Origin of the sequence: Streptomyces sp. G7(2002), from assembly GCF_028870195.1 — a bacterium.
GTDB classification, from domain to species: Bacteria; Actinomycetota; Actinomycetes; order Streptomycetales; family Streptomycetaceae; genus Streptomyces; species Streptomyces nigrescens.
Map to the genome: position 1 here is coordinate 5,188,071 of NZ_CP102609.1, position 12,194 is coordinate 5,200,264.

General features: G+C 71.0%; 9 protein-coding genes, 1 tRNA gene and 2 pseudogenes. 9 read left to right on the forward strand and 3 right to left on the reverse strand.

The features are described 5' to 3' along the window. Positions 1–464: 464 nt before the first annotated feature. The 5 genes and pseudogenes from NUT86_RS21925 to NUT86_RS21945 all read left to right on the forward strand — a co-directional run. Positions 465–1,508, forward strand: a complete 1,044-nt coding sequence (locus tag NUT86_RS21925; RefSeq protein ID WP_274737209.1) for a hypothetical protein — start codon at positions 465–467, stop codon at positions 1,506–1,508. Positions 1,509–1,794: 286 nt separating this feature from the next. Then, entirely contained in the window at positions 1,795–2,499 is a 705-nt protein-coding gene (locus tag NUT86_RS21930) for a PepSY domain-containing protein (RefSeq protein WP_274737211.1), read from the forward strand. A 798-nt stretch (positions 2,500–3,297) separates the two neighbouring features. Continuing rightward, the gene (locus NUT86_RS21935) at positions 3,298–3,765 is read left to right on the forward strand and encodes an effector-associated constant component EACC1 (RefSeq protein WP_159487244.1); all 468 of its coding nucleotides are present in this window, start codon (positions 3,298–3,300) and stop codon (positions 3,763–3,765) included. Positions 3,766–3,767: 2 nt separating this feature from the next. After that, positions 3,768–4,439: pseudogene (locus NUT86_RS21940) on the forward strand (caspase family protein); the annotation flags it as partial. Positions 4,440–4,718: 279 nt separating this feature from the next. Next, positions 4,719–4,928 (forward strand): annotated as a pseudogene (locus tag NUT86_RS21945) (hypothetical protein); the annotation flags it as partial. 675 nt (positions 4,929–5,603) lie between these two features. Here NUT86_RS21945 and NUT86_RS21955 read toward each other — a convergent pair. After that, positions 5,604–6,314, reverse strand: coding sequence for a hypothetical protein (locus tag NUT86_RS21955; RefSeq protein ID WP_174876359.1), 711 nt, complete (start codon positions 6,312–6,314; stop codon positions 5,604–5,606). Between the two features lie 196 nt (positions 6,315–6,510). Here NUT86_RS21955 and NUT86_RS21960 point away from each other — a divergent pair. Beyond that, positions 6,511–6,584, forward strand: a tRNA-Met gene (locus tag NUT86_RS21960). 61 nt (positions 6,585–6,645) lie between these two features. On the opposite strand, the gene NUT86_RS21965 is transcribed toward NUT86_RS21960, so the two are convergent. After that, positions 6,646–7,446, reverse strand: coding sequence for an NAD(P)H-dependent oxidoreductase (locus NUT86_RS21965; protein ID WP_018089824.1), 801 nt, complete (start codon positions 7,444–7,446; stop codon positions 6,646–6,648). A 71-nt stretch (positions 7,447–7,517) separates the two neighbouring features. Here NUT86_RS21965 and NUT86_RS21970 point away from each other — a divergent pair, with 71 nt between their 5' ends. From NUT86_RS21970 to NUT86_RS21980, 3 genes are all read left to right on the forward strand, one after another. Then, positions 7,518–8,591 carry a GlxA family transcriptional regulator gene (locus NUT86_RS21970; RefSeq protein ID WP_446750777.1) on the forward strand — a complete coding sequence of 358 codons (1,074 nt, stop codon included), beginning with the start codon at positions 7,518–7,520 and terminating at the stop codon, positions 8,589–8,591. 256 nt (positions 8,592–8,847) lie between these two features. Beyond that, positions 8,848–9,897 (forward strand): DUF2797 domain-containing protein, encoded by a 1,050-nt coding sequence (locus NUT86_RS21975; RefSeq protein ID WP_446750778.1) that lies wholly within the window; start codon positions 8,848–8,850, stop codon positions 9,895–9,897. Between the two features lie 551 nt (positions 9,898–10,448). After that, complete coding sequence (locus tag NUT86_RS21980) at positions 10,449–11,324, forward strand: amidohydrolase family protein (RefSeq protein ID WP_274737215.1); 876 nt, start codon at positions 10,449–10,451, stop codon at positions 11,322–11,324. 142 nt (positions 11,325–11,466) lie between these two features. On the opposite strand, the gene NUT86_RS21985 is transcribed toward NUT86_RS21980, so the two are convergent. Then, on the reverse strand, positions 11,467–12,009 hold the full coding sequence (locus tag NUT86_RS21985) for an NADPH-dependent FMN reductase (protein ID WP_274737216.1): 543 nt from the start codon (positions 12,007–12,009) through the stop codon (positions 11,467–11,469). Positions 12,010–12,194: the final 185 nt, after the last annotated feature.

Sequence of the window (12,194 nt, forward strand, 5' to 3'; positions counted from 1 at the left end):
GAGCTACGGATCAGAAGGTTGCAGGTTTGAATCCTGCCGAGCGAACAGCAGACCAGAGGCCCCGCCGAGGACTCGGCGGGGCCTCTGGTGTTTCTCGTGACGGCGGTGGTTGACGGCAACCGCCTCAGGAACTCTCTTCCAGGATGCCTGTGGGTAGATTCTGGCGATATTCGATACAAACCCACATAAATCGGATCTGGCGTTGCTCGATAGATGGCCATAGTGATTCGTTGTTGGCCGGTTCCTGAAGATGGGTCAGCTCTTCAGCTCAGTGGCTAGTAGGGCCCTGGCCCGGCTGGAGGTTGGTTTCGCCTCTCACTGTTGGGTGGCGGGAACCTGTGATTCGGCGTGAGCGGTACATGTGCGGTGGCAGGTGGCCACGAGGTTTGGTGATACGCCTCCGTGGTTGGTGTGGCGGCGGCGACAATGAAGCTCTTGTTGCTGCGGTTGCCGGGGGGCGACTCATGGTCGAACAGGTGTTAGCGATCTTCACGCAGATGGCGAGCGGAACGGCCGCGGCAGTCGGGGCCGAGGTGGGCCAGGCCGTGTCGACGATCGTGCGCGATCGCCTGGGGACAACCGAGCGGGGCCGTACGGCGATCAGCACCGTCGACACCAGCCCCACCGACCCTGCGGCTGTCGCGGAGCTGAGGAACGTGATCCAGGCGGAGGTGGCCGCCGACCCGCACTTCGCCGAGCGGATTGCCCTGGCCCTGGTTGGTCCGCCGCCCGCGTCCGCACCAAGCGTCAATGCGGGCATCTCCTTCGCCAACAGCCCGGTGCGGGGCCGGCCCATCATCTCCATGGCGGGTGTGAGCATCAGCAATACCCGCAATGTCCGTTTCTCCCTGCTCGCCGCGGCTCTCGTGCTGGTCGCGCTGGTGGCGCTGGGCCTCTATGGCGGGGTGCGGCTCTTCAACGGTGGCGGTTCCCTCGAACAGGGCGGAGGTGGGTCCGGAGATTCCGCGACGGCCATCAAGGACGCGACGCTGGCCAAGAAGATCTTTCCCGGCCTGGACAGCCTGCCGACCGGCTGGAGCGTGCGTGCGGGAAATCCCAAAGAGGTGAAGTGTGGAACGGGGCGTGCGATGTGCAAGGACTCGCTGCTCGACGTCCAGACTTCCTACACCCCGAGCTTCGACTTCGACCAGGCGCAGATCGAGGTGGTGACCTACGGGAGCGTCGGAGCGGCTGCCGCCGGATACGCGGAAATCAAGCGGCAGAACGCGGACTTCGGGTCCACGCCGAAGCCGGTGGCCATGTCGAACGTGGGCGGAGACGAATCCGCCGCCGTCGAATGGGCCAACAGTCCGACGCCCGGGATCACCGAGGCGACCGGCGCGTTCGCGGCGGTCCGGGTGGGGACGGTCGTCATCAATGTCGTCATGCTGGACAAGGGCGCCGGCGGCACGGACCTGCGCATCCTCCAATCCTTCGCAGCGACTACGACAGCCCGTGCCCAGCAGGCACAGAACGGTGAGGCTCCCAGCGCCGTCATGACGCACTAGCCAGTGGTGCCGGCTTGCCTTCGCCAAGCCTCAGACGCGATGCCAACGCAGTCAGTGCAGCGACCTGCAGGATTCTCGCCCCTCCCGGTCATGTACGAGTCAAAGTCACAGGAGCACCTCTGTGGTGCGGCCGGGAGGCAGTGGGAGTTCCGGGGCTGGGGACTGAAGGGGGTTTCAGGGCTTCAGGCTGTGTTCAGGTTCGGGTCGGCACTGTGGTGGATGTCGGAAGGGCGCGACAGGCCCTCCGGCGGAACAAGACCGCGACACGATCCGGAGGAACGTCCTCATGAAGGCCCCCGCCAAGCGCACGCTCACCCCCCGCGCCGTCGTCCTCGCCACGGCTGCCGCTGTCGCACTGATCGGTGGCACGGGTGCCGCGACCGCCTTCGCGGACGACGACGGCGGCCCGGCCCCGCAGTCCTCGGTCCAGCTCTCCCAGAACGAGCGCCACCTGGACGACACTGCAAAGGACCGCGCGCAGGTCAAGGCCGACAAGATCAGCCAGTCCCAGGCCACCGCCAAGGCCCTGAAGGCCGTCCCCGGCACCGCGACCTCCGCCGAACTCGACGACGACGACCGCAACGGCTCCCTCGTCTGGGAGGTCGAGGTCTTCGGCAAGGACCACAAGAGCCACGAGGTCATCATCGACGCCGGCAGCGGCAAGGTCCTGAGCCAGCACACCGACCGCGACGATGACGCCGCCGAGGACGCCGCCGAGACCCAGGCCCTGCTCAGGGCCGACAAGACCGGCCACGACAAGGCCACCGACAAGGCCCTGAAGGCAGTGCCCGGCACCGTCGTCTCCTACAGCCTCGACGACAACGACCACAACGGCTCCACCATCTGGGAGGTCGACGTCCTCGGCAAGGACCACAAGAGCCACGACGTCACGATCGACGCCGCCAGCGGCAAGATCCTCAACCAGCACATCGACCACGACGACAACGACAGCCAGGGCGACAACGACGGCGACGACGGCGATGACGACTGATCAGGTATCAGGAGCCTGGATGAAGGTCGCTGCTTCTTGGGCGACGTGGCAACAACCTGTCACTGAGTCATCCCCTGGGAAGGGAGACCTGTCACGCGGCTCATGCCACGCCCAATTCCGCTCCAGGAGTAGTGGGTTCCTGCTGATGTCGTAATGCACAGAGGCCGAAGCCCCCGCCGGGTCGTCCGGGCGGGGGCTTTGGCGTGCCGTAGGGCAGTGAAGTGCAGCAACCGGGGCGGGGCCGGTGCCGCCGCCCGTGGGCCAGGAGAGTTCGCAGAGAGCCGAGCCGGGCCTCTTGCTCGTTCGGCTCGGCTCGGCTCGGCTCGGCTCGGCCTGGGGCGGGTGGTTGCGGGGGTCTTATAGGCCGCTGCTGCCCGCCATGGGAGGAGAGGGGTGGTAGTGGTTGATCAGGCCTGCGTGTTGGTTGGGCCGGGCGGCTCGGTGGGATTCAGAGTGGTCGAGCCGGGGGCGCCGTCCGTGCAGCAGGAATGAGGCGGTGCGGGAGGCCAGACGGCTGAGGGGGGTCTTCATTGGTCCTCCGTTCGTAGTGCCATGTACTTCGAGGGTACGGAACGCCGGGTGCGTGTGAAGCGATCTGAGCCAGAATTGAGGGTGCATGGCGGGACTTGCCGATCGCTGGTGATGCGTGCAGTGGTTCGCGCGGGTGGTGGGGCCTGACTGTAGGTCAACTTTGCGTGGTGGGTGTGTTCTTGTGCGGTGCGGGCGGGTGTCGCGGGGTGGTGTCGGGTGGGCGTCGCGCGGGTCGGGAATGGGGTATCCGGGCCTGTGGAAAACCCGGTGGCCGGGGAGGTGCGCTTCTATGATGTGGGCCTGGAGCGGCGGCGACGGAAGGGGCCGGGGCGGGTGGAGGTCAACCTGTCGTTCGGAGGGGGCGCGACGGATGCCGAGGAGGCCGGGCTCGCGGAGTCGGCGGCGTCCTTGTACCGCTGGCTGGTGGCGGAGCCCGAGCTGCGTGGTCAGGTGGAGGTGTCCCTCGGGCCGAGGCGGCCGGAGCCGGGACACATGGGCGGGGCGCTCGACATCGTCAATGTCGTGCTCGCCAACAGCATTGCTCTGGGCAGCCTGATCACCGCAGTGGCCACCTGGCGGGGTTCGCGCCCCCGTCCGCCGCAGATCCGGCTCGAACGGGACGGTGTGGTGGTGACCGTGCAGGACGGCTCTCCCGAGACGGTCGAGCGGATTCTGCGGGTCTGGAGCGAGAGCGGTGCGCCCGCTCCGGCGCCGGCGGACGGAGACAGCGAGTAGCCGTGGCCCTCTTGTCGGACCCGGGCCGCTCCGAGGCCGTATTGGTGGGCGTGCATGACTACGTCCACCTGGAGCAGCTGCCCGCGGTCGCCCGGAATCTGGTGGGGCTGCGGGAGGCGCTGACCGATCCCGCGGTGTGGGGGCTGCCCGTCGAGGCGTGCACGGTGCTCTCGCAGCCCGGCAGTGACACGCAGGTGCTCGACACGGTGCTGGAGCGAGCCGGCAAGGCCCGGGACACCCTGCTCGTCTACTACGCCGGGCACGGACTCACGGACCCGCACACCGACGAGCTCTACCTCGCCCTGCCCGGCTCGGAGCGTGAGCGCATCTACACCTCGCTGCGGTACGAGTATTTGCGCCGGGCGGTGCTGGACCCGCAGGCGGGGCCCCGGCGGACCGTGGTGATCCTCGACTGCTGTTACAGCGGACGTGCCCTGCTCGGGAAGATGAGCGCCAGCGAGCACATCGCGGACCGGGCCATCGTCGAGGGGACCTGCCTGCTGACGGCCTCCGCCGAGACCCGGCCGGCGCTGTCCCCGCCCGGGGAGACGTACACGGCGTTCACCGGTGAGCTGATCACGGCGCTGACCGAGGGCGTTCCGGACCGGCCCGATCCGCTGGACATGGACACCCTCTACCGGCATCTTCGCGGGCGGCTGGCGAGCAGGTCCCGGCCGGTGCCCCAGCAGCGCAATCGCAATACCGGGGGCCGTATCGCAATCGCCCGCAACCGGGCCGCGCAGGAGGGGGGCGTACCGGATGGGGCCGTGCCGCCGTTCCTGGTCGATGTGGAGAGGCTTGCCTCCCGGCAGAGTGAAGCCGAGAAGCGGCTCGCGGAGATGGAGCGGCGCGCGGAACTGTTACGCCTGGAGAGCGAGGCGCTGCGTCAGGAGGCGGAGCGCCGCGCCCTGGAGACGGTGGAGACCGCGCAGCGGCTGGCGAACGCCCTCGCCGCCGCCCCCGACCGGGACGTCCAGCCGTTCTGGTTCGCCGTCCCGGTGTCGCGTCCGCTCATGGGCCAGGACGGCTCCCTGGAGCCGACGGGGGAACTGGTGCCGGGGATCTGGTACCTCGCCGTCGAGCAGCGGGGCCAGGCCCTCGTGGTGCAGACCGAGGACGGCCGCAGGGGGCTGTTGCTCGACGCGGACGGGATCGAGCGCGGGTTTTACGTGGACTACGGGGCAGCCGGGGAGCCGGGCTTCGAGCCGTTCTGGTTCGCGGTCCCGGTGGCCCGCGAGATGCTGAGCGAGGACGGTTCCCCGGAGCCGGTGGCGGAACTGGCGCCGGGAATCTGGTACCTCGCCGTCGGGCAGAGCGACGGGGCCTTCGTGGTGCAGACCGAGGACGGTCGCAGAGGGCTGCTGTTCGAGACGGACGGAATCCAGCACGGGGGCAGCGACGTGGCGGAGAGCCATGCCCGGCAGGCCCTGCGCAAGGCCAAACGTCTGGCCGGGGCCGTGGCGGCCGCGCCGGAGCCGGGCTTCCAGCCGTTCTGGTTCGCGGTCCCGGTGGCCCGCGAGATGGTGCGTGAGGACGGCTCCCTGGAGCCGGTGGCGGAGCTGATACCGGGGACCTGGTACCTCGCCGTCGAGCAGCGGGGACCGGCGATCCTCGCGCAGTCCGCGGACGGCCGCCGGGGGTTGCTGCTCGACACCGAGGGAATTCAGCGGGGGTGATTGTTGGTGCTCGGCCGGGGCCCAAGCCTGAGCGCGGTGGACGCCTGGTTGCCGTGACTGTGACTGTGACCGCGACCGCGACGTCTGGCGGGTGGCTGAGGGTGCGGGCGCCGCGGGACGGCGCCGGGGCTGAGGCTGGGGCTGCGGCCGGGGTATGCGTCGTCAGCCTTTGACGTCCACGACGGCGGCCAGGTGGTCGCGGACGTGCTGGGCCGTGCGGAGGGCGTCGAGGTCGGCGACGTTCACGGTGAGGACGTGCCAGGGCGTGGCGGCGAGCAGGCGGTGGGTCAGGGCGGTTTCGTGGCGCAGGTGGGCGGCGGCCGAGGGGAGGTCGTGGACGGAGCGGGTGCCGGGGGAGGCGGCGAGCTTGGTGAGATACCAGTTCTCCCAGTCGGGGCCCTCGCGGTCGACGGCGCGCCGGAGGGCGGTCGCGGGGTCGTCCTCCACGTAGACCACGGTCACCCGGGCCGGTTCGACGGCGGTGGCCACCTCGCGCAGGAAACGGGCGATGGCGGGCTCGTCATGGCCCCAGGCCACCAGGGACGGGACGAACGGGATCAGGGCGTCGGTGACCAGGACGTCGATCCCGGCGGCGCGGGACTCGGTGACGTAGGCGCGGGTGGCGGCGATCAGGGTCTCGGGGCGGACGCTGTGGGCGCCGCCGGCGAACTCCTCGGCCACGGGGCGGAACGCGGGGCGGGTGAGGATGTCGGCCTCCTGGAAGTGGTCGACGGTGGCTCCGGTGCTCCTCATCCAGTCGGCCAGGGAGCGGCAGAGGGTCGACTTGCCGACCCCCGGGCTGTTGCCGGCCACCGCAATCAGATGGGTGGGGCCTTCCGGGCGGGTGGGGGTGGTGGGGGCGGTGGGAGCCATGGAGTCTGTGGAGTCTGCGGGGGCTGTGGAGTCTGTGGAGTGTGTGGAGTGTGTGGAGTGTGTCGACGTCATGCGGTCAGTTTTGCAAGGGCGGGTCAACAGGGGTGCGCAAGGCGGCAGTTGGGGGTTGGCGGGGTGAGGGGCAGAGAAACGATTAGGCATTGGCCGGGGAGTCGCGTAGTGTTCATTTCACCGACGCGGGGTGGAGCAGCTCGGTAGCTCGCTGGGCTCATAACCCAGAGGTCGCAGGTTCAAATCCTGTCCCCGCTACTGACGCCGCAGGCCCAGTGGAATCACTTCCACTGGGCCTGCGGCTTTTTGTGCGTGCTTTTCATCCGTGGACCGGTGGCGGCGGGGCCGTGTAGTGGACGGCCGGGCCGGTGCGGGGCGGGGGCAGCTGGGCCAGGTCGGGGTGGAGGAGCAGCTCGTCGTCGTAGTCGCTGCTGTTCTGGTGACGGAACGGGAGCGGCTCGGTGGTGGGGAGGGTGCGCAGGCGCTCGCGCAGACGGGTGGCGGCGGTCGCGTAGGCGGTGGGGGTCATGCGGTCCGCGCCCGGGACCAGTAGGGGCGGGACGACGGAGATCCCGGTGTACCAGAGGGTGCCGTGCTGGAGAGGGAAGAGGAGATCGTTGAGGTCTCCGTTGACACCGCGCGGGCCGAGGGTGGCGGCGCGGGCGCCGGCGGTGGTGATGACCATGGCGCGCTTGCCGGCGAGTTTGCCGTCGCCGTAGCGCTGGGGGCGGCCGGTGGCGGGGTCGGTGATGCCGAAGGCGAAGCCCTTGACGAAGACCCGGTCGAACCAGCCCTTGAGGATGGCCGGCATTCCGTACCACCAGAGGGGGAACTGGATGATCAAGGTGTCGGCCCAGGCGAGCTTGTGCTGTTCGGCGCGGATGTCGGGGGCCAAGTGGCCGTCCGTGTAGGCGCGTTCCGAGGCCTCGCCGATGAGTAGGCGGTCGGCCGGGTCGTGTGCGTAGTCGGCGGCGTCGACCACCGGGTTCCACTTCATGGCGTACAGGTCGGAGACGCGGTGCCGGTGACCCTGGGCGTCGAGGGCGCGGAGGCCCTCGGTCTTGAGGGCGCCGCTCAGGGAGCGCTGGTCGGGGTGGGCGAACAGCCAGAGGACCTTCATGCAGTCCACTCTCCGCGGGGGTGGGACGCCGGACGAGTGGCCCGATGGTCATAGTGTGCAAGGATCGGGCCATGGGTGTCGTGGAGCGTGGCAGCGGGAGCGGTGGCAGTGGTGGGGCCGGGCGGGTGCGGGCCGTTGCGGGGAGCGGGCGGCGGCACCGGGTGGCGGTGCTGGTGCGGGACGGGATGCTGCCGATCGAGGTGGGCATCGTGCACCGGATCTTCGGGGAGGCCCGGTCGGCGGACGGGGAGCCGCTGTACGAGCTGGTGACCTGCGCGTTGGAGCCCGGTGAGGTGCGGACGGACACGGACTTCACGGTGAATGTCGCGCACGGGCCGGAGGCGCTGGCGGAGGCGGACACCGTGGTCGTACCGGCGTCCGGGGCGGACTACGACCTGGGGGCGGAGCGGAGCGCCGGGCGGTTGAGTCCGGCGATGGCCGGGGCGCTGGGCCGGATCCGGCCCGGGGCCCGGGTCGCGTCGATCTGCACGGGGGCGTTCGTGCTGGCCGCGGCCGGACTGCTGGACGGGCGGCGGGCAACTACGCACTGGCGGTCCGTGGACGACTTCCGCCGGTTGTTCCCGGCCGTCGAGCTGGATGCGGAGGTGCTGTACACGGACGAGGGCGAGGTGCTGACGGCCGCCGGGGTCGCCTCCGGGATCGATCTGTGTCTGCACATGGTCCGGTGCGACCACGGGGCGGCGGTGGCCAACGATGTGGCGCGGCGGACGGTGGTGCCGCCACATCGGGAGGGCGGGCAGGCGCAGTACATCCGGCGGCCGATGCCGGAGCCGCAGATCTCGTCCACGGGGGTGGCGCGGGCCTGGGCCCTGGAGCATCTGGACCGGCCACTGAGTCTGCGGGAGCTGGCGGCGCGGGAGTCGATGAGCGTACGGACCTTCACCCGGCGGTTCCGGGAGGAGGTCGGCATTTCGCCGCTCCAGTGGCTGACGCAGCAACGGATCGAGCGGGCCCGGCAGTTGCTGGAGGAGACGGACCTGACGGTGGACCGGATCGCGGCGGAGGCGGGCTTCGGGACGGCGGCCTCGCTGCGGCAGCATCTGCAGTCGGCGTTGGGGGTGTCGCCGCGGGCGTATCGGAGCACGTTTCGGGGGCCGGGGGGTGGGGGTGGGCTGGTGGCTTGAGGGAGTTGGGGGCTTGAGGGGCGGGGCTTGAGGGGCGGGGCTTGAGGGGGAAGTCGGGGAGGGTGCGGCGGGGCGGTGGTGGCCCGGTCGGTGGTGGACCGCCTCGGTGGGGGCTCGTTGGTGGGGCGGGGGATGGTGCTTGGGGCGCGGGCCCCGGGCGGGTGTGGGGTGCGGGCCGGGGGGCTCGGCCCCGGGGGCGCCGCGGTGCCGGGTGCGGGCGGGTGGCGTTGTCAGTGGGTGGTCGTACGCTGGCGGTGTGTGGCGATGTACGGGACCGCGCTGGTCGGGCGGCGGGCCGGGGTCGGGGCCGGAGGGGCGGTTCGGACAGCGGCTCGGCTGGTATTGCGCCGAGCGGGGCGAGGGGCGGGTGAGCCTGCTCCCCGCGGGCAAGCGGCTGGCCTTCGCCGCGCAGGGCGAGCGGCTGTGTCTGGGGGTGTGGCGCGCCGGCCGCTGGATCGTGTGCCCGTACGGTGCGGTGCTCGACGGTGCGAGTGCCAAGGATCAGTGTGCGCGGTGCGCCCAGTTGGACCGGTCGCGTTCGGTGGCCGCGGACACCATGGCCGACGATCCGCGTCCGTACGGCGTCTATCTCGCGTACTTCGGTCCCGGTCTCCTCAAGGTGGGGATCACGGCCGCCGAGCGCGGTCCGGCCCGGCTCGTGGAGCAGGGGGCGGTGGCGTACGCCTGGCTGGGGCGGGGGCCCCTGATGGCGGCGCGGCGGGCGGAGGCGCTGCTGGGGAGTGCGCTGTCGGTGCCCGACCGGTTTGCGAAGGCGGCCAAGCGGGCGGCGCGCGGGGCGCTGCCCCCGGTGCCGGAGCGGGCCGCCGAGCTGGCTCAACTGCATCGCGCAGCAAGGCAATTGGCGGGCTGGCCGGAGACGCTCGAACCGGTGGAGTTCGCCTGTGCCGACCATACGGAGCTGTTCGGGCTCGACCGGATTCCGGGTGAGGTGGCGGAGCTGGGCGGGATGACGCCCGGGGCGGAGATCGTGGGGGAGGTGCTGACCGGGGTGGGGGCCGATGTGTATCTGCGGTTGGCCGGGGTGGGGGCCGGGGCCGGGGTCGGGGCGGGGGAAGAGATCGGGGCCAAGGCTGGGGCCGGTACCGGGGCCGGGGAGCGGGAGAGGGGTGCTGGCGCTGCTGGTGGGGTTGCCGGGGCGGTGGCGGTGATGGATGCGCGGCTGTTGTCGGGGTGGGTGCTGGGGCCCGCCGTGGGAGAGGCGACGACGGTGCCGGTGCGGGCCGCGGCGCGCGGGGCCGGGGAGCGGGAGCGGGAGGGGATGGGGGGCCAGGAGGGGTTGTTCTGAGGTGGGTGTGCCTGGGGGAGTCGGCCGGGGCGGCCTGGGGGGAGTCGGCCGGCGCGGGATAGTCCGGCTTGCCGGGGCCGTTGCCGGGTCCTTGGCCGGGCCCTTCGGGGCGCCGGTGGTGTGGTTGGCGTTGCGCGGAAGGCGGCTGAGAGGGGTTGTTTCGGGCCGGGCGGGGGCGTTTAGATGCCGGGTGCAGGTGTAGAGGGTGGGCTGGTGGGCTCAGCGGGCCGCTGTGTGGGCTACACGGGGGCGTGGGACATGCGGGTGCGCTGGTCATACGGGCATGTGGGACATGCGGGCGCGCTGGTCATGTGGGCGGGCGGGCCATACGGGTGTGTGGGCCTCACGGGCCGGGCGGTCCTCCGGGGTGCCGGGTTGCCCTGTGCCCGGTTGCCGGTGTTGGGTGCCGGGTGCCGGGGGCGCGTTCGGCAGGTAGGCGCGGGCCCGGGCCCGGATATCTGCGAAGGGGTCGGGCCGTGCCGGTCGGGGCCGTAGGGACGAGGCCGTAGGGACGAGGCCGTAGTGGTCGAACCGTAAGGGAGGGGCCCCGCGTGGCGGACGGTGATGAGCGGGTCGGCGCGTTCTGGCGGGAGTTGGGGCTGCCGGGGCTGATCGATGTGCATACGCACTTCATGCCCGAGCGGGTGATGGCGAAGGTCTGGGCGTACTTCGACTCGGCGGGGCCGCTGGTGGGCCGGGCGTGGCCGATCACGTACCGGTTCGAGGAGGACGAGCGGCTGGCGGTGCTGCGCGGCTTCGGCGTACGCGCCTTCACCTCGATGATCTATCCGCACAAGCCGGGGATGGCGCAGTGGCTGAACGGCTGGGCGGCCGACTTCGCGTCCCGTACGCCCGACTGTCTGCGGACCGCGACATTCTTCCCGGAGGACGGCGCCGCGCAGTATGTGCGTGCCGAACTCGCCGACGGGGCCCGGGTCTTCAAGGCGCATGTGCAGGTGGGCGGGTACGACCCGGCCGATGCGCTGCTCGACCCCGTATGGGGAGCGCTTGCGGAGGCCGGGGTGCCGGTCGTCATCCACTGCGGCTCGGGCCCTGCCCCGGGCAAGCACACCGGGCCCGAGCCGATCGGACGACTGCTGGCCCGCCACCCCCAACTGCGGCTGGTCATCGCGCATATGGGGATGCCGGAGTACGCCGACTTCCTGGACCTCGCACAGCGCTATCCGGGCGTGTACCTCGATACGACCATGTCGTTCACGGACTTCGCCGAGCGGATCGCGCCGTTCCCGCGGGCGGAACGAGGCCGGCTCATGGATCTCGGTGATCGGGTGCTGTTCGGCAGCGATTTCCCCAACATCCCCTACGGGTACGCGCATGCGTTGGAGGTGCTCGCAGAGCTGGAGCTGGGGGAGGACTGGCTGCGCGGGGTCTGTTACGGGAACGCGGCGCGGCTGTTCGGCGTGTGAGCGGCGCGGCGGGCTGTGCGGGCCTCCTTCATGGTGCCGTGAGGGGTGAGGGGTGAGGGCTGTGGCGGGCCGCCTCGTGTTCAAGTTGCCGTGAGCGAAGGCGGAGTTGAGAGCCCTGTTCAGTGGGTGCGGGGCGGGAACTTCAGGGTGTGAGTGGGGCTGCGGCCGCGGCCAGATGAGACAGGGCCACGCCCAGCTCGGCGAGGGTGGCCTCGTCCGTCACGCGTTCCGTAGTGGGGTCGATCTTCGGGCTGATGGCGGGGATTTCGCGGCAGGCCGCCGTCACGACCTCGCCGGTCATCATCCGCAGGACCTCGCGCAGTTGGGCGTTGGCGTGGTCACCGCCGGTGGGGGACGGTGAGGCGGTGATCACCGCAACCGGTTTGCTGACGCATTCGCCGCTGCTGACCAGCCAATCGAGGGCGTTCTTGAGGGCGCCGGGGACACCGTGCGCGTATTCGGGGCTGACCACGAGCAGGGCGTCGGCGCTCGCAACGGCGGTGCGCAGGGCGGCGACCGGGGCGGGGGGTGTGGCGTCCTCGCCGTCCAGGTCGGGATTGAAGTGCGGGAGCGCGCCGATGTCGGCGGTGGCGGCCGGGCCGTCCCAGAAGGTGAGAGCGGAGCGCAGCACCGCACCGTTGGAGGAGCGCGCACGCAGACTGCCGGAGAGGGCGAGGAGTCTCATGGAGCGACAGTACGTGGTCCGGGGCGGGCGGGACGGGCGCACCGGAGGGGGTGGGGAGGGTCTCGCGGAGGGCGTCCGTGGGGGCTGTCGTGAGGTCAGGGGGAATCAACGAACGTGCAGGTCAGGCCGATTGTCAGTGGCAGGTGCGATGCTTAAGAAGTGGTGATCGACCTGGACCGCGCGGG